General features: G+C 52.6%; 15 protein-coding genes and 2 pseudogenes. 4 read left to right on the forward strand and 13 right to left on the reverse strand.

All coding sequences use genetic code 11. The annotated features are described in order from the left end of the window. The first annotated feature begins 16 nt into the window (after positions 1-16). Together M8006_RS09175 and M8006_RS09180 are read left to right on the forward strand one after the other, a co-directional pair. Positions 17-1,153 carry a tyrosine-type recombinase/integrase gene (locus tag M8006_RS09175; protein WP_250081514.1) on the forward strand — a complete coding sequence of 379 codons (1,137 nt, stop codon included), beginning with the start codon at positions 17-19 and terminating at the stop codon, positions 1,151-1,153. A 58-nt stretch (positions 1,154-1,211) separates the two neighbouring features. Next, the gene (locus M8006_RS09180) at positions 1,212-1,619 is read left to right on the forward strand and encodes a SufE family protein (RefSeq protein ID WP_250081446.1); all 408 of its coding nucleotides are present in this window, start codon (positions 1,212-1,214) and stop codon (positions 1,617-1,619) included. A 25-nt stretch (positions 1,620-1,644) separates the two neighbouring features. Here M8006_RS09180 and yidD read toward each other — a convergent pair whose 3' ends face one another. The 5 genes and pseudogenes from yidD to M8006_RS09205 all read right to left on the reverse strand — a co-directional run. Continuing rightward, on the reverse strand, positions 1,645-1,986 hold the full coding sequence (yidD, locus tag M8006_RS09185; protein ID WP_250081448.1) for a membrane protein insertion efficiency factor YidD: 342 nt from the start codon (positions 1,984-1,986) through the stop codon (positions 1,645-1,647). Then, a complete protein-coding gene (hisI, locus tag M8006_RS09190) occupies positions 1,970-2,416 on the reverse strand; it encodes a phosphoribosyl-AMP cyclohydrolase (RefSeq protein WP_250081450.1) in 447 nt (148 codons plus the stop codon). The genes yidD and hisI overlap by 17 nt, the downstream gene beginning before the upstream one ends. A gap of 51 nt (positions 2,417-2,467) precedes the next feature. Continuing rightward, on the reverse strand, positions 2,468-2,914 hold the full coding sequence (locus M8006_RS09195) for a transcriptional repressor (protein WP_250081452.1): 447 nt from the start codon (positions 2,912-2,914) through the stop codon (positions 2,468-2,470). Positions 2,915-2,947: 33 nt separating this feature from the next. Further along, positions 2,948-3,492, reverse strand: a pseudogene (locus M8006_RS09200) (sugar-transfer associated ATP-grasp domain-containing protein); the annotation flags it as partial. A gap of 91 nt (positions 3,493-3,583) precedes the next feature. Further along, a pseudogene (locus tag M8006_RS09205) lies at positions 3,584-3,940 on the reverse strand (ATP-dependent zinc protease family protein); the annotation flags it as partial. A gap of 171 nt (positions 3,941-4,111) precedes the next feature. Between M8006_RS09205 and M8006_RS09210 the strand changes: the two are divergent. Next, on the forward strand, positions 4,112-4,675 hold the full coding sequence (locus M8006_RS09210) for a DUF3833 domain-containing protein (protein WP_250081454.1): 564 nt from the start codon (positions 4,112-4,114) through the stop codon (positions 4,673-4,675). A gap of 62 nt (positions 4,676-4,737) precedes the next feature. Here M8006_RS09210 and M8006_RS09215 read toward each other — a convergent pair whose 3' ends face one another. The 4 genes from M8006_RS09215 to gorA all read right to left on the reverse strand — a co-directional run bounded on the left by M8006_RS09215 (position 4,738) and on the right by gorA (position 8,778). After that, positions 4,738-5,130, reverse strand: a complete 393-nt coding sequence (locus tag M8006_RS09215; protein WP_250081455.1) for an ectoine synthase — start codon at positions 5,128-5,130, stop codon at positions 4,738-4,740. A gap of 64 nt (positions 5,131-5,194) precedes the next feature. Continuing rightward, on the reverse strand, positions 5,195-6,463 hold the full coding sequence (gene ectB / locus M8006_RS09220; RefSeq protein WP_250081456.1) for a diaminobutyrate--2-oxoglutarate transaminase: 1,269 nt from the start codon (positions 6,461-6,463) through the stop codon (positions 5,195-5,197). Positions 6,464-6,582: 119 nt separating this feature from the next. After that, a complete protein-coding gene (ectA, locus tag M8006_RS09225) occupies positions 6,583-7,161 on the reverse strand; it encodes a diaminobutyrate acetyltransferase (protein ID WP_250081458.1) in 579 nt (192 codons plus the stop codon). 237 nt (positions 7,162-7,398) lie between these two features. Further along, the gene (gene gorA, locus M8006_RS09230) at positions 7,399-8,778 is read right to left on the reverse strand and encodes a glutathione-disulfide reductase (RefSeq protein ID WP_250081460.1); all 1,380 of its coding nucleotides are present in this window, start codon (positions 8,776-8,778) and stop codon (positions 7,399-7,401) included. A gap of 128 nt (positions 8,779-8,906) precedes the next feature. On the opposite strand from gorA, the gene can reads away from it, so the two are divergent. Beyond that, entirely contained in the window at positions 8,907-9,554 is a 648-nt protein-coding gene (can, locus tag M8006_RS09235) for a carbonate dehydratase (RefSeq protein WP_250081462.1), read from the forward strand. 26 nt (positions 9,555-9,580) lie between these two features. On the opposite strand, the gene M8006_RS09240 is transcribed toward can, so the two are convergent. From M8006_RS09240 to tamA, 4 genes are all read right to left on the reverse strand, one after another. Beyond that, positions 9,581-10,066 (reverse strand): cytochrome c, encoded by a 486-nt coding sequence (locus M8006_RS09240; protein WP_250081464.1) that lies wholly within the window; start codon positions 10,064-10,066, stop codon positions 9,581-9,583. A 113-nt stretch (positions 10,067-10,179) separates the two neighbouring features. Continuing rightward, entirely contained in the window at positions 10,180-10,791 is a 612-nt protein-coding gene (gene msrA / locus M8006_RS09245; RefSeq protein ID WP_250081466.1) for a peptide-methionine (S)-S-oxide reductase MsrA, read from the reverse strand. A gap of 32 nt (positions 10,792-10,823) precedes the next feature. Further along, the gene (tamB, locus tag M8006_RS09250) at positions 10,824-14,882 is read right to left on the reverse strand and encodes an autotransporter assembly complex protein TamB (RefSeq protein ID WP_347709754.1); all 4,059 of its coding nucleotides are present in this window, start codon (positions 14,880-14,882) and stop codon (positions 10,824-10,826) included. Between the two features lie 9 nt (positions 14,883-14,891). After that, the gene (gene tamA, locus M8006_RS09255) at positions 14,892-16,748 is read right to left on the reverse strand and encodes an autotransporter assembly complex protein TamA (protein WP_250081467.1); all 1,857 of its coding nucleotides are present in this window, start codon (positions 16,746-16,748) and stop codon (positions 14,892-14,894) included. Between the last annotated feature and the right edge of the window lie 3 nt (positions 16,749-16,751).

Below are 16,751 nucleotides of genomic sequence, written 5' to 3' on the forward strand. Positions count from 1 at the left end.
GCAACATCTCGCGAACATGAATTTAATAGGGAAGCAGGACGCACTACCCAGCAGCGCAGGTAAGGCGCACATTGATGCTAACAATGACGCAGAAGCTGTCACGCATTGGCTTTCTGAGTATCGTGAAAGCCCGCAAACCCAGCGTGCGTATCGCCGAGAGGCCGAGCGGTTGTTGTTGTGGCTATATGAAGAAGGGCGGACGCTTAACGAGGTGGATCGCCACTGCCTATCACGCTTTGAAGGCTTTCTTACCGACCCACAACCGCGGGCACGATGGATCGGGCCAACAAAACCTCGCAATCACCCAGAGTGGCGACCGATGCGCGGGCCATTATCGCCAGCAAGCCGACGCCAAAGTTTGGTCATCTTGCAGGGTATGTACAGCTGGCTGGTGGAAGCGGGGTGGGTGGCGCACAACCCCTTTCGTTTGATGCGTGATAAATCCCGGCGGCTCAATAACCAAACGCGGCAGGTAGAGCGCTACTTTGAGCAGCCTTTATGGGCCTGGTTTTGGCGCTGGCTGCATCGCCCGCTACCAGGCACAAATTCACGAGCGCATTTCGAACGGACAAGGCAACAGATCATCTTTGCCTTTGCTTATCTACTGGCGCCGCGCATTAGTGAAATGGCTGCGACACAAATGGGCGATTTTTACCGCCGCGAAGGTCGTTGGTGGTGGCAAGTGGTAGGGAAGGGCAACAAGCTCGCACAGGTACCGGTACCGGATGATTTTTTTATCTACCTTACCGAGTGGCGCAAAACATTGGGCTTGCCGCCTCAGCCAGCGTATCAAGAAGCCACGCCACTGCTACGCGCGTTGGACGGTAAGCGCGCTATTGGTGACAATCAGCTTTACCGTTTAATTCGTGCGAGCTTTCAAGACGCCGCCAGGGCGCTAGAAGACGAAGAAGGTGCGCCCGCTTATATCGCAGCACTGCAACGCGCTACCCCACACTGGTTGCGCCACACGGCTATCACTCATCAAGCGCAAGCCGGGGTTAGCCTGCGTTATTTGGCTGAGAGTGCTCGTCACGCCAGGCTGGAAACGACATCGCGTTACCTGCACACGGAGGCGCATCAGTGGCACGATGAACAACAACGCCATCGGCTGACGACGCTTTATCCGTTAGCGTCTTCGCCGGATCAAGAGTAAACGCGTTATAATGCGATGACTTTTACTTCTCTAATCCATACCGATAAAAGGGCGCGTAATGAGCACCGAGCAGGCGCAGCAAGAGCTAATTGAAGAGTTTGAGATGTTTGATAACTGGATGGATCGTTATCAATACATTATTGATATGGGCAAAGCGCTGCCGGATTTTCCGGATGAGTGGAAAACCGACGAGTATAAAATTCAAGGTTGCCAATCCAATGTCTGGGTACGCCATGAGCAGCAGGGTGATCAGCTCATCTTCAGCGCCACCTCCGATGCGGCGATCGTCTCGGGGCTAATCGCGGTGCTGCTGCGCATCTATAATGAACGTACCGCTGAGGAGATCACCACGACTGAGCCGCATTTTTTGGGCGATTTAGGGCTAGATAAGCACCTTTCTCCAACGCGTAGTAATGGCCTAAACGCGATGCTTGAGCGCATTTATCGCGTGGCGAAAGAGGGATAATGTAGTCGAATATTTGCGCAAACAGCTATTTGAGTGTCGGACGCTTGTTGGGCGAACAACATAGCTCTTCGTCTTCTTGGCAGAGCTTTTCACTCGGGCCGCCAGGAACGGGGTCTAATCCCCCGTCGCTACCCGGGTGGCATTTGACCATTCGCTTGACCGCCATCCAGGTGCCTTTTAATGGCCCGTGCACCTGAATGGCCTCGATAGTGTAAGATGAGCAGCTCGGCCAGAAACGACAGCGCGGGCCGAGTAGGGGGCTTATCACCAGCTGATATCCTTTTACCGTGCCGGTTAGCAACACGATAAAAAAACGCCGAAGTCTCTTTTTGAAGCGAATGAAGAAGCGATTAACTGCGTTGGCCATAGAGTTCAGCGGGATCGATAAGCGGTTCACTGGTGATATGCGCGTGTGTTGGCGTAATGGCCACATAAAAGCAGCTGCGCCGCCCGGTGTGGCAAGCAGGCCCCGTTTGCTCTACTTGAAGCAGCAGCGTATCACCATCACAATCCAAAGTGGCGGATTTTAACTGTTGCTGCTGACCTGATGACTCACCTTTACGCCAAAGCTTACCGCGCGAACGCGAATAGTAACAGACGCGGTCAGTACGGAGTGTCTCTTCCAGTGCCTCTCGGTTCATCCATGCCATCATTAACACCTCGCCGCTATCAAACTGCTGGGCGATAGCGGGAATCAATCCTTGCTCGTTATACTTAACAGCATCGAGGAGGTCAGAAGTGGAGGGCAGGGTGTCATCTCGGTTGGTGCTTTCTAGCTGCTTGAATAACGCTGACATATCGTTAACTCATGGACAAAAGATTAGCCACAATGGTGGCGTAAGGATGGATTACGCTCGCTCGGTTTGACAAACAGCACATAGGCCTTGTAATTCAATGGTTTGACGCTCAACACGGAAGCCTTTGCGTTCGGCGCGGGCAGCAAGCTGGTCACTAATTTCGTCTAAGTGTATCTCTTCCACATGACCGCAGCGGCGACAAATCAACAATTGAAAACCGTGAGCGTGCTCCGGGCAGGCACAGGCAACATAGGCATTTTGCGACTCAATGCGATGGACTAACCCCTGTTCGATCAAAAAATCCAGCGCCCGGTATACCGTAGGTGGGCGTGCGGCCGCATGCTCGGTAGTGAGCTGATCCAGCAGGTCGTAAGCCTTAAGGCCACCGCCACTTTGGGCAATTAGCGCAAGCACCTTGCGGCGAATCGGAGTGAAGCGTACACCGCGTGCTTGGCACTGCGAGGCGGCTTGCTGAAGTAGTGCGGTTGTTTGAGGCATGAGCTCCCTCTATGCGTCCAGGTTCACGCAAGTTTACGCGCTTGCCGTCGGCGTGTCAGTGCTATCGGGCAGCTCGCTGCGGCGGGCGAAGTGCTGCTGAGCAAACGCCACGCGCTTTTCGAGTCCCACGCCGCTGGGTTGATGCTCAATCAGGTCCAAACGCCGCCGTAAGCCTTCGCCGTTGGTCATTTGTATGGCAAGCCCGGGGCGGCGTTCAATTCCAGCAGCATCGGCCCATGCTGGCGGTCCAGTACCATATCGGTGCCTAAGTAACCCAGCCCGGTCATTTCATAACAGCTGGCGGCTAGGTTCAACAGCGTTTCCCACTGCGGCACCATCAAGCTTGCAAGGTCGTGACCTGTGTCTGGGTGGTGGGTACAGGGGCGATCAAACTGCACGCCGCGCAACGCGCAACCGCTTGCGATATCGAGCCCCACGCCAACCGCTCCTTGGTGTAAGTTGGCTTTCCCATCGGAGGCGGCCGTCGAGAGTCGCATCATCGCCATCACAGGGTAGCCCTTAAAGATGATCACGCGGATGTCGGGCACACCCTCGTAGGTATAGGCCATCAGGCTTTCATGGCATAAAAAGGAAGCCGAAACATGCATCAAGCCCTTATATTTAGTGTTAAGCGCGCTTGATAGCGCTACTCTTCGTTATCATCTTGGTCTAAGCTGCAGCTTCCGCTGGCTCACCGCCGGGGAATTCAGGGCGTGGATGCAGGTAAGTGGCTGCAACATCAATAAGCGCGATGTCGAGTAAAAAACGACGGCCAATTAGGACTGGGTAATTTAAATGGGAGCGGTCATTAAGCGTAAATTCAACATTTTCACGAATCGGCCCGAGCGTCATCAGTAATGATATGACGGGCCGCGAGTCTTCGCCTGACGCCTGCACAATACGGACACGTCTTTCAACAGGCGCCTCAATCCAATCATCGCGCTTGTCCTCAATGACAACATCATTATCATTCAGTGCTAGTTTAAACCGCACCCAGTTTTCGCCGTCGCGTTCAAAGCGGGTAACATCTTTACAATTCAAGCCTCTGATTCAATTTAACATAATATATATTATGCGAACTTAAAAGCCACATAATTTATGTGCCTGCACCGCGTGCATTAAGGCTGCACCAGCCCCAAAAATATTTTACTATTAATGAACTGTATGTGTTTTTTGTATAACTTTTTGGAGGCGCTTATGGCCCAGCACTCTGTTCTAAACCGAATCATCCCCACTGCTTATCGTCATTGGTGCTTGGCGTTTGCGCTTTTAATACTTGCGGGTTGTACCGGCGTAGATGTTGAGCAATATACTGATCGAGAACCAAAGCTGGATATTGGCGAGTATTTTGCTGGTAGCACGCGTGCTTGGGGAATCGTCCAGGATTATAGTGGCGAACTACAGCGCCAATTTACCGTCGATATCGACGGTGACTATGATGGCAACACCTTAACGTTAGACGAGTCTTTTGTTTTCGCCAATGGTGAGAGAGAACGCCGCGTATGGACGTTTGAGCGTGTCGACGCGCATCGCTGGATTGGCCGTGCAAATGATGTCGAGGGTGACGTTGAAGCGCACCAATACGGTAATGCTTTCCACATGCGTTACCCACTGGACATTGAGATCAGCGGCCGCACGATTGGCTTTACAATGGACGACTGGATGTATCTTCAACCTGATGGGCGCCTTATTAACCGTACTGCGATGCGTAAGTTTGGCGTCACGTTAGGCGAAATTACGCTGATTTTTGAGCAGCGCTAGTGCTTAAATAGCAAAACCCGCTGACACCAATCAGCGGGCTTATTGATACGGTACGCCTGAAATCAATCGTCAGCCGGTGCGTAAGAGCCGTCTTCACGGTGGACTTCATTCCCAGTAATCGGCGGCGTGAAGACACACGCCAAGTGCATGGTTTTGTGGGCACGCAGCAAGTGGTCATCGTGCTGATCAAGAATGTAAATATCGCCGGGTTTGATCGGCCAAATTTTACCGTCTGCTAAGGTTTCCACTTCGCCTTCGCCTTCAATGCAGTAGACCGATTCGTAGTGGTGCTTGTAGTGAATATGCGTTTCCGTACCTTCAAAGATACGCGTAATGTGGAATGAGAAATTGCCGCCGTCGTTTGCCAATACCAGACGCGTGCTATCCCAGTTGCCATTTTCCGCTTTGACTAGGCGATCTGATTGACGAGCTTCTTCTATATTACGAACGATCATATCTTTTCCTCGTTTGCAGCGGCTCTGTACTGAGCCGCCCTATCAGTTTGCATGACGCCTGCGTTTATTCGCTAATAACAGCATTAACACTGGCTTCAAGAATATCCAAGCCTTCTAGCAGGTCTTCATCGGTAATGGTTAACGGACATAAGCACTTCACGACTTCGCCGTCTTGACCGCTAGTCTCAATGATAAGGCCGTGTTCAAACGCTTTACTAGTGATTTTATCCGCAATATCACCGGATACTACGTCGATACCACGCATTAAACCACGGCCACGCTCTGTCGCTGGCATACCGTTATCGCTCAGCAAAGCAGCAAGCTTTTGGAAACGCTCTTCCACAATACGGGATTTGCGCTGCACATCATGCTCAAAGGTATCATCACTCCAATACTTTTTCAGCGCTGCGGTTGCCGTTACCATCGCCAGGCTGAAACCACGGAAGGTGCCGTTATACTGCCCCGGCTTCCATTGGTCCAGCTCGGGGCGCATCAGTACATGCGCAAATGGCATACCGAAGCCAGAGAGAGACTTAGAGTTGGTAATAATGTCGGGCACGATACCGGCGTGCTCAAAGCTGAAGAACTTACCGGTGCGGCCACAGCCCGCTTGAATATCATCGACAATCAGCAGAATGTCGTGTGCGCGACAGATGTCTTCCAAGCGCTTTAACCACTCGAGGCCAGCTACGTTAATACCCCCCTCGCCTTGCACAGTTTCAACGATCACGCCCGCGGGTACATCCAAACCACCAGATTTGTCTTTTAGCAGCTTTTCAAAGTAATCCAGCGTGTCGGTGTGCTCACCCATGTAGCCGTCAAAAGGCAAAAAGCTTGCACCCTGGGTCGGAATGCCGCCTGTGGCTTCGCGGAATTTACGGTTACCAGTGGTGGCGAGCGCCCCCATGGTGACGCCGTGGAAGCCATTGGTGAAAGTGACAATATTGTGACGGCCTTTGGCAACGCGCGCGAGGCGAATCGCCGCCTCTACCGCGTTGGTGCCCGTTGGCCCCGGCAGGTGAACTTTGTAGTCAAGACCACGCGGTTTAAAAATCAGTGTTTCCAGGGTGTCAAAATAGTCGCGCTTAGCATCTGTCCACATATCCAAGGCGTGGACAATGCCGTCGCTGGCAAGGTATTCCACCAACGCTTCTTTTATGTGCGGATTGTTGTGACCGTAGTTAAGCGTGCCAGCGCCGGCAAGGAAGTCGATATATTCACGGCCTTCCTCATCGGTCAAGCGCGCGTTCTGCGCCTTAGTAAACACCACCGGAAAAGAGCGTGAATAGGTACGTACATTCGATTCCATGCGTTCAAGCGTCTGGGTCTGCATTGGCGACCTCCTTTGATCATTATGACAATAAATCGTAGTGCTAAATAATAGTGCTAAACAAAGTAGTGCTAAGTGAAAATAAAAAAACGTGAAAGAAACACGAGTGAGAAAACGCCGCGTTAGATCGTATCGGTTTGGAAGGGGCCGATGCGCACTAAGTTTTCCGGGTCGTGCTCTCCTCCGAGCTGTTCGGTAGAAAAGTATTCGCGGCTATTAAGCGGTGCTTGCCAGCGCGCTGCTAGACGGCGAAACAGTCCCCACGAGGCCAAGTTATCTGGCGTGATCGTGGTTTCCAGATGGTGCACATCGCTCAGTTCAGGGCGCGACATGATCGCTTCAACCAAACGGCGGGCTAACCCGGTGCCACGTGCTTTCTCTCCTACAGCAACCTGCCAAAGGAAGTAGGTGTCGGGCGCATTGTCTTTAACGTAACCCGATACAAATCCCACGACTTCGCCTTCTTCATTGGTTGCCACCGCACAGGTATCTCTGAACTGCGTGGCAAACAGCAAATAGGCGTAGGCAGAATTTACATCAAGCGGGGGGCATGACTTGATCAGTTCATAAATGCCCCAGCCATCGTCAGCGTTAGGCTTACGAATAAAGAGTGGGGTTTCGGCATGCCCCACAACCGCATCAGCAACGGTGGGTCGAATAAGGTCCGCAGAGGGAGTAAACGGCTGTATTGGGGTGGTCATAGTTATGCTTCGCTTTTGCGATTTCGAGAAGGATTATAACAGTTGCTTATGAGCAATTCAAAAATCAAATTATTTACAAGCAGCTGTTCTATAAATTTTTGTTATGCTATTTGCGCTTTATGGATTGGTAAACCCTTTTTAGCGCTATTTTTTCAGTTTAGACGACTTTTCTGCGATGCATCCCAATCATAAAAAAGCGGGCAAATGCCCGCCTTGAAAGTGCTAGAGATAAGTGCCTTAACGACGCGCTAAGCTGCGTAGCGTGACAAACTCTTCCGCCCCTGTTGGGTGAATGCCGACGGTACGGTCAAAATCGACCTTCGTTAAACCGGCGCGCACTGCAATGGCAATCCCCTGCATAATTTCGCCGGCCTCCTCGCCGACCATGTGGGCACCCAACACCACGTCGGTGACGTCGTCGACCACTAGCTTCATTAGCGTGCGTTCTTGGCTGCCGGAAAGCGTATGTTTCATGGCACGGAAATCGGTACGATAAACGCGAATATCACCACGTTCGCGGGCCTGTTCTTCGGAAAGGCCCACGGTGCCAATATTGGGATGGCAGAAAACCGCGGTCGGGATCGTGGCGTAATCAAGAGCCGCTGGCGTGAGCTGCTTAAAGTGGATGTCAACCAACTGCATCGCTTCTGCCAGGGCGATTGGCGTAAGATCTGGCCCTGCTATCAAATCGCCAAGGGCAAGCACTGACGGGACGACCGTTTCGAAGCGATCATTAACGGGGATTTTTCCTTGTTCGTCGAGGTTAATCCCTAGTGTATCTAGCCCCAGCCCTTTTACATTGGCATGGCGTCCGGTGGCGGAGAGCACAGCATCGACTTCAAGCGTCTTGCCGTTAGTCAATGTGACAAGATAAGCGCCCTTGCTTTGCTCAATTTGCGCAATATTGGTGTTGAAGTGCAGGTTTACGCCTTTACGGGCCATTTCATCACGGGTAAATTCGCGTACTTCTTGATCAAACCCCCGCAAGAATAAATCGCCGCGATAAATAAGTTCGGTCTCGCTGCCTAATCCGTTAAAAATGCTCGCAAACTCAACGGCAATGTAACCGCCGCCGAGGACCAAAAACCGCTCTGGAAACGTTTCAAGGTCAAACACGCGGTTTGAATCAATGGTGTGTTCACTGCCTGGAAAGTCCGACACCCACGGCCAGCCACCGGTCGCGACTAAGATCTTTTCGGCACTGATTTTTTGCTCGCCGTCATCGTTATGCAGCACGACCGTATGCGCGTCGACAATGCTTGCACGAGCGTTGTAAAGCATCACGTCTGCACTTTCGAGTAAGCGCTGATAAATGCCGTTAAGGCGTTTGATTTCCCCTGTTTTGTTTTCCCGCAACGTGTTCCAGTCGAACGTTGCCGGTCCGGGTAACTGCCAGCCGAAACCTTCGGCATCATCAAAGCTATCGTGAAAATGGGCTGCGTACGAATAGAGTTTTTTCGGCACGCAGCCTACATTGACACACGTGCCGCCAAGATAGCGATCTTCCGCGATAGCGACCGATGCACCTTCGGCCGCCGCCATGCGCGCAGCCCGGACGCCACCAGAGCCTGCACCAATCACAAAGAGGTCGTATTCGTAGCGTGTTACATCTGTCATTTTAGGCTCCTAAGGCTGAATCTAGCTGCTGGGTATACCGGCGCTTTATTGACCTAACACCGCGGCAAGGTTAAAACGCTTAAGTTTTTTTATCGATGAATTCCACGTTACAACTGCGAGATAAGGTTATGTCCAATCCTATTGATACCCTGTTAGCCAATAACCGCGCATGGGCGGAACAAATGTGCGAACAAGACCCCGACTATTTTGCGCGACTATCACGGCAACAAAACCCCGATTACCTGTGGATTGGTTGCTCCGATAGTCGCGTACCGGCAAACCAAATTATCGATCTGCCGCCAGGTGAAGTCTTCGTGCACCGTAACGTAGCAAACTTACTGCACCATACCGATATGAACGCCCTCTCTGTGGTTCAGTTCGCGGTGGACATGCTGAAAGTAAAACACATCATGGTGGTAGGCCACTACGGCTGCGGGGGCGTTAAGGCGGCGGTTACCGGGGGTGAATGCGGCATTGTCGACTATTGGCTTCACTCGGTACGTGAACTCTATAATCACCACCGCGAATCGCTCGATCATCTTGCGCGGGATGAACGGATTGATCGTATGTGTGAACTTAACGTTAAAGCGCAAGTTAACAGCCTTTGTCGCACCAAAATATTACAACGAGCCTGGCAGCGCGGCGATCCAATCGCCGTCCATGGCTGGGTTTACGGCTTAAAAGATGGTCTTGTGAAAGACCTTAACTGCACGGTGACTGGCCTTTCTCAGGTAGAAACGCTCTACCGTATTGACCGGCTACAGCCGAGCAGCTAATAACGTTGCCTAGTCATCACGATATGTTAATCGTAGCGATATTGACGATGGCAGCCTTTGCAGCTATTCCCGACGTCTGATAGGGCTTTCGCCGCCGCGCGATACTCCTGGGCATTGGCGGCGTCGATTAGCGTATCGATGCGCTGCTCCATGTCATAAAACCCGTCCTCAAAACGGTCCCACTCTTCCCAAATCTCGGGGCGTGCACCGGAGCCGCGCCCGTGCGTACCGACAATATACGCAGGTATCAAATTGTCGGCACTAGCACGTTCTTTCAGTTCTTTTAACCGCGGCGCCGCCGCCTTTGCATCACGGTTATTCACAAGATCAAAGCGCAGTTGACGCAATAAACTCTCAATATCTTTCAGTTCTTGCTGGCGCCACATGACCGCTTCACGCTCGCTTTCAAAGCGCGTTTCATCTACGTCTTGGAGTGCTGAGATTCCGCGTGAATCAGCATAAGCGCCTGTCGTGGCGAGTGTCATCGCAGCGATAGCAACAAGTCCTAACAAAAATGAGCTCACCAAGCAGGTAGAGCGACTGGGAGCAAGTACCCCAGCTTTGTATAAATCGAATACATCAGGCATCGTGCAACCTACCTTTAATGGCGTTGTATCTTTCATGCTCAGTTGATCGGGCAGCTAATGCCAGTCCCTTTTAAGCCGCAATAGCCGCCGGGATTTTTTTCGAGATACTGCTGGTGGTAGGCCTCGGCGTAATAGAAAGTATCGAGCGGTTTTATTTCCGTCGTGATGTCGCCTCGCCCTGCGCGAGCCAGTTGCTGCTGATATACATCGGCGCTGCGTTTAGCGCACTCAAGTTGCGCCTCGTCGGTGACGTAGATAGTGGAGCGGTACTGAGGACCAATATCATTACCCTGGCGGCTCCCTTGTGTTGGGTCGTGGTTCTCCCAGAACACCTGGAGCAGTATTTCCACGTCAGTTTGCTTAGGATCAAATACCACCAAAACGGCCTCTGCGTGGCCCGTACGCCCGGTGCAAACTTCTTCATACGTAGGGTTGGGCGTATCACCGCCAGCGTAACCGGCGGCCGTAACGTGTACGCCGGTTACCCGCCAAAATAGTTGCTCAGTACCCCAAAAACAGCCCATGCCGAGCACAAGCGTCGCGTATCCGTCGGGAAACGGAGGATGAAGCGATTCATTGTTTACCGCGTGTCGGTCACTGGTGGAAATCGGTGTGTCACGCCCAGGAAGTGCACCTGCAAAGAGTGTCATAATATCCCTACTTATTTGATTGAAAAAGATACTTAATCGAAAATACGCGGACTGCCTGAGCGATTAAGCTCATAGATAAGATCGACAGCTTGAGAAGCCCCTGACACCGCTTGCACATAAAGGTTGCGCCACAGCGTGTAGCGCAATGTAAGCTCGGCGATCGGAGAGAAAATCCCTACACCGTAGCTGATACGAATATCATCGGTAAGTTGGCCAGTGAGCGCGACTTGGCTATCGTCCCCGGCGCCAGTGGTATCTAACGTGAGGTTATCAATACCAAAGGCTTCGCCAATAGAGCCAACAGCACCGCCAGTGCGACCAAGTGACATACCGATGAGCGCTGTGGTCACTGCATTATCAACCCCGCCGCCACTGGCATCTGGCGCGCGGCCGCGCAATAGGTAAGACAGTGCGCGCGTCTCGTTCATCGTCGGCTCAGAGAAGATAGCAACGTCGGGCGCTTCGGCGAGCCCCGTTACACTGAGCCCGGCAATTACATCATCTTCGGTTACCTCAGGGTTGCGAATTGCTTCGAAATCCAGAGTAGGCAGCCCAGGCGGGCCGCTGAAGAGAATTTGTCCGCGCCGAATTAACAGATCTTGCCCAAACGCTTTAAAACGACCATCGACCAAGTTAACATCGCCAAAAAGCTGTAGGCCGCCACTATTTTGACGAACTTCCAACTTACCGCCTAGATTAGACGCTAAACCGTACGCGGCTAACTGCATATCTCTGCCTAATGTCACCGTGAGCAGCACATCTATTGCCATGCCCTCTTGCGCCAACGCTTCGGCGGCGCTGGGTTCTCCGTTCTCAGCGCGAGCTTGCGCACGTTCTAGCGCTTCACGATCATCACGCTCGGTGATAATGATTTCATCGCTACTGGGCGCGGTCGCGGAGCTGGGAATATCCCCCACCTCAAGTCGAGCCCAGGGCACGTCTACGTTGCCGCGCACCTGCAAACGCGCGGGTGTCACGCGAACGCGAATATCAGGCGCCACTTCTAAACGGCCAAACTGTGGCAGCGAAATGAGCAGCGGTGCTTGCGTTGCGTTAAGATCCACCCCCATGCGCCAAGGCTCGTTACTCGGCCAAACGGCATCGCCGGAAATGTTCAGGCGGCCACGTTCAGCGCCAATAAAGCCGTCAATCGTGCCAGCCGGACCGTCGAGAGCCACGTTGATCTCTCCTTCTGAGATAACCAACGGCAAATTTGGGCCGGCGGCATTAATGCCGGAAAGTTCAAGTTGGCCTTGTAAGTCAGGCTCCTCGGTGACACCGCTAATTTGTACGTTGCCATTAAGCCTGCCGGCCAACGTATCCATGCCAACGACCATAGGACGATAGGGGGCAAGTAATACATCCTCAACCGTTAACTTGCCATCTAGCCGACCTTCTCCTAGCGGATCTGCCATGGTCAGTGAAAGTCCAACAACGCCTGCTTCAGAAAAAGATAGCGCACTATTAGCTTGGACGCGCTCAGGGGTGGCATTAACGCGGGTGTCGAGGGTTAGGCGCGGAAGCGCCACGGGTTGGCCGAAATCGTTAAGCGCGGTAATCGCCAGTTCGCTCAAAAGCTGCATATCCGCTTGCCAACGTTGCCCTCCGTCCTGCCAGGAGGCGGTTATGTCGGCGGTGGTATCACCGTCTAATGACCATCCCTCAGGTAAAAAAGGCGTGACCATTTGCATCGGTACTTCACGTAGCGAGAGCACGGCCTCGCCTGACTCAGATGAAGCGCGTAGAGGCGATTCTGAGCAGACAACACCACCCTCCTCTCGGCGCAGACAAAATGGTGACACGTTGGCTTCACTGCTTACTAAGCGGTAATCGATATTCAGCGCGTCTTCCAAGCGGACCGTGCCGACGTCTGAAACGACTTCGAGGGGTGTGATTCGGGCGCGGTAGTATTGTTCTGCTTGGTTAAAACTGCCCTCCAACGCCATTGAGGCTTGCTCAAGCAGTGAGTTTTGGGGTGCGCCTTGTATATCCAGGGTTAAGCGATGCTGAGAAAGTTGGCCGTCGAGATTTAAATCAGCACGCTCGATAGCTTGACCACCTGCGTTGATGTTCAATAAATTAAGCGCTATATCAAAGCTTGGATCCTCTACCCCGCTGACATCGGCATTAAGACGTAGTGTTTCAAGTCGATTTTCCTCAATCTGCAGCGCCTCGCCAATGAGAGCTGCGCTTACGTTAGGTTGCGAAAAGCTGCCACGAGCTTGAATATCGCCCGTTAACGCACCCGATAGTTGCGGCGCGAGCGTCGCCAAATCGCGCAGGTTGATTTCGGCATCGAGCGACATGTTGTCTTCACTAAGCTCGCCGCTGGCGTTTAAACGATTATTGCCTTGAGCGAAGCGAAGCTCGTGAATATTCGCATTCAGTTCACTATCGGCGTCTAACACGGCGCTGAGCGATAACGGATAATCCATCAACTCACCATCAATGTTGAGCGCTGGAATCGACACGGCCCAGCGCTCTTGCTCTTGTCGTGCACTGATCTCAAGGTTGCCGTTTAGATCGCCGTTGAGCGATTCAACAAAATCTCCTGGGTTGACGTTAGAAAGAGTGAGCATTGCTGATAGATTAATCGGGTTTAGCCAATCAATTTGGCCTTGGCTGCGAATTTCGCTGTCGTTAACGCGTACGGAAAGTGGCGACCAAGCAAATTGTCCAATGTCACCTTCACCTGAAACCGAAAGCTGCGTCATAGGAATAGCAGGACCTGACGCTTGCGTATCCAACGTCAACCGGTAATCGTTTAAGTCCCCTTCCAACGCTAAATCAAATGCCTGTAGGCGATAGGCCTGATTGGCTGTTTTGTCGTCATCGCTTGTCGCGGCAAGCGGCCAACTGACCGCATCGCTTTGTAGATGAAGCTTAAACGGAAGCGTTGGCGCGAGCGCATTGATCTTGACCTCGACAGACGCTTGCAGTACTCCGTCTGCGCGAAGCTCAGCGTTAAGGTTGCTTAACGGGCCGTTGAGATTAAGGTGCAGATTTTGGCCACTCAGCGCCTCAAGACCAAGCGAGTTTAACCGCTCCGACTCCAATACGTCGACGCTAAGCTCGGCCGTCAACGGGTAGTCCTGGTGAAGCCTGACGTCCGATGTAAGCGCAATACGCGCATCGGGAGTAGTGGCATTTAATTGCGTCAGCGTCACACGGTTGCCTTCGGTAACGAGGCCCATATCAAGTGTCTCGACGTGATACTCAGCGGCTCCTGTCAGGGTAAATTGCGTGACATTAAACGACGGCATGCGGATATTGAGCGGTAACGTGATGGACGGAAGCGTGATTGGCTCACGTTCAGCTAGCGTTTCCTCCATTGACAACGGGACGTCAGTATTTCCTTCGTCACCTTCATGTGCGTCAGCGTGAGGCGCATGAATGGCAATGGCGGCATTGATTCCATCGGCGCTAAGCGGGGTGTCGGTATCTTGTGTAAGACGACCCCCCCCGCTTGGAGGGAGATACAATTCGGGTTTTTCCCAGTGGGTGGGAGAAATATCGATGCCGCCTTCGGTCGCGTGGATGGCACTATCAAAATGATTCCAGCTGAACCTCGTTCCGTTACCTAAGTGGAGGGTTACGTCATCCAGGACTAGCGCTCTTACCGAGAAAGGAAAAGGAAAGCGGATAACGCCGTTTGGTGAGCTTGCTGTCGATGCGTCTTCGGGTTCTTGCGCTGTGTTAGCTGTCGGTAGACGGATATCGGCTTGGGCGATGCGTAAGGTGTCGATGCATAGCTTTCCTGAAAGTACGCAGTCCTCTGCCCAGGCAAGCTCAAACTCCCCTATCGTCACCTCAATGCCCGCCGCCTCTAAGGCAAAACCTTCAACACGAAATGTTTCCAATAAGCTACCTTCGCGATGATCAAACGCGATCCAATCACGCTGCTCGGCTTGATCCAGCAGCACACCGGTGCCCCACGGTGAAAGCGCCCAACCCAGTAACAGCATCACCAGGGATAACGACCATAGTGGCAGGACGATCACTAGCCGAATGAAGCTCCATACAAGAAGCCAGAGGCGTTTACGGGCAGAAAGGGGGTGACGCTTGGGCGCCGTATGAGCAAACTGGGACAAAACAACCTCCTAGAATTCCGGCCCGATGGAGAAGTGCAAACGCCAATCGTCTTCGTGATCAAACGGGTGGGCAACATCTAAACGAATAGGGCCGACTGGAGACACCCAGCGAACCCCTAAGCCAGCACCGGTTTTCAGCTCATTAGGCCCCCAATTATCAAAGGCATCGCCGCTATCCACAAACGCTGCTCCCCACCAGTTGCCGGTCACACGGCGCTGGTACTCGACGCTGGTGGCGAGAAGATGTTGGCCGCCGCGTAACCGGCCTTCGTCGTTGCGTGGGGATAGGCTTTCATACGAATACCCCCTCACGCTATTGTCACCACCGGCAAAAAAACGCAGCGACGGCGGAATGGGATCAAAATCGTCGGTTTCGATGGCACCGATACTGATGCCGCCGATAAAGCGGTTATGTTGCCCTAGCATGCGGATCCATTCGGTATCACCGGTAACGCGCAAAAACTGGGCATCGGAACCCCACGCGGTATCGGAGTATTCAATCGAAAACTGCTGACGGTCTCCCCATGTAGGAAAACGCTGCTGGCGCGTACGGGTTCGCGACCATTGAACTCCGGGGTAGTAAATCAATACTTTTTCGGCATCTCCCCCTTGAGTGAAGTCATCATAAGTGGTGCGTAGGTAAACTGACTGCACCCAGTCGTTTTTAAATTGCCAACGCCGCGCAACCTCAACGGTCGCTTCCAGTGAACGGGTATCGTTGTCGTCTGCGTTTTTAATTCCATATTGCAGCTGGTAACTGTCACGGCGAGGGTCATCTAGCGGTATGCGATAGCGCCCCGAAAAGCGCTGCTCTGGCGCGGAAATATATAAATCGTGGTTTAAACTGTGGCCAAAACGATTAATCCAGGGTTGTTGCCAGCCAAATTGCAAACGCGGCCCGATATCGGTGGCATAACCCACTCCTACTTCGAACTGATGCCGGTCAGCTGGTTCGACACTAACATCGATGGGCAGTAATGGGTCTTCACGGTGGCTTACACTCATCACGCTTTGAAGCGCGGCACGGCTAACATAAGAACGTTGTACTTGCTCGGGGGTTGCCGCTTGCCACCAAGTCCCTTTGCCACTAGAGGGTGGATTGACAACCAGTTCTCGTGCGCTCGCTAACCTTGGGCGAACTGCCACAGAACGAAACCAGCCGGTTTCACCCAACCGCTGATTGTACTGTGCGATGGCTTCAGCACGGTAAGGCTCTCCTGTTTCAAAGGTGCGCAAGTTTTGTAATCGCTCAGGTTCAATATGACTACCGCTAATGGCTACGTCACCAAACTGATAGCGAGAACCACCGGCGAACGTCATGTATAAGCGAGCACTTTGCTGGTAAGGGCGCACTTCCATGCGCCGGTCGGTAAACTGCGAATCGAAATAGCCACGCTCTAACGCAAGTGCCGACAGCTGGCTACGCAGGCTATCCCAGGGTGAGTGGCGTAACGCGTCACCCTCTTGAAGAGGAAAATTGTCGACGGCTTGGACAAAAGGCGGATCTTCACGGGCATCGCCTTCCAATTGAATGGCAAGTGTTTCAATTCTGACTTGTGGGCCAGGCTCAATCTCTAATGTTGCCTCACCATTGTCTTCACCCAGCGCAATATTAATAGTGGGTTCATAATACCCATAGGGCCGCATGGCCTCTTGAGCACGTTGTTTGACCTCGTTTTCTAAGCGCATGCCGGTATATTTTTCCGCTTCGAGGTTTTCTAAGTAGGCGCTAATATTTCCACGAACGTCGTCTTCCACGCCATTTATCGTCACATCGAAAGCGATGGCTCCAGAAGAAAGGCATAACAGCGGGAAGAGTGTGACGTATTCCAGCCTGTTTGCCCGTCTTCGGCGTTTTATTCCCATAAA

It is taken from the genome of Halomonas llamarensis (genome assembly GCF_023555005.1).
Taxonomy (GTDB): domain Bacteria; phylum Pseudomonadota; class Gammaproteobacteria; order Pseudomonadales; family Halomonadaceae; genus Vreelandella; species Vreelandella llamarensis.

Excerpts from the sequence above, each read along its gene's own strand:
- M8006_RS09175 (WP_250081514.1), top strand. The coding sequence starts at position 17 with ATGAATTTAATAGGGAAGCAGGACGCACTACCCAGCAGCGCAGGTAAG.
- M8006_RS09180 (WP_250081446.1), top strand. The coding sequence starts at position 1,212 with ATGAGCACCGAGCAGGCGCAGCAAGAGCTAATTGAAGAGTTTGAGATG.
- yidD (WP_250081448.1), bottom strand. The coding sequence starts at position 1,986 with ATGGCCAACGCAGTTAATCGCTTCTTCATTCGCTTCAAAAAGAGACTT.
- hisI (WP_250081450.1), bottom strand. The coding sequence starts at position 2,416 with ATGTCAGCGTTATTCAAGCAGCTAGAAAGCACCAACCGAGATGACACC.
- M8006_RS09195 (WP_250081452.1), bottom strand. The coding sequence starts at position 2,914 with ATGCCTCAAACAACCGCACTACTTCAGCAAGCCGCCTCGCAGTGCCAA.
- M8006_RS09210 (WP_250081454.1), top strand. The coding sequence starts at position 4,112 with ATGGCCCAGCACTCTGTTCTAAACCGAATCATCCCCACTGCTTATCGT.
- M8006_RS09215 (WP_250081455.1), bottom strand. The coding sequence starts at position 5,130 with ATGATCGTTCGTAATATAGAAGAAGCTCGTCAATCAGATCGCCTAGTC.
- ectB (WP_250081456.1), bottom strand. The coding sequence starts at position 6,463 with ATGCAGACCCAGACGCTTGAACGCATGGAATCGAATGTACGTACCTAT.
- ectA (WP_250081458.1), bottom strand. The coding sequence starts at position 7,161 with ATGACCACCCCAATACAGCCGTTTACTCCCTCTGCGGACCTTATTCGA.
- gorA (WP_250081460.1), bottom strand. The coding sequence starts at position 8,778 with ATGACAGATGTAACACGCTACGAATACGACCTCTTTGTGATTGGTGCA.
- can (WP_250081462.1), top strand. The coding sequence starts at position 8,907 with ATGTCCAATCCTATTGATACCCTGTTAGCCAATAACCGCGCATGGGCG.
- msrA (WP_250081466.1), bottom strand. The coding sequence starts at position 10,791 with ATGACACTCTTTGCAGGTGCACTTCCTGGGCGTGACACACCGATTTCC.
- tamA (WP_250081467.1), bottom strand. The coding sequence starts at position 16,748 with ATGGGAATAAAACGCCGAAGACGGGCAAACAGGCTGGAATACGTCACA.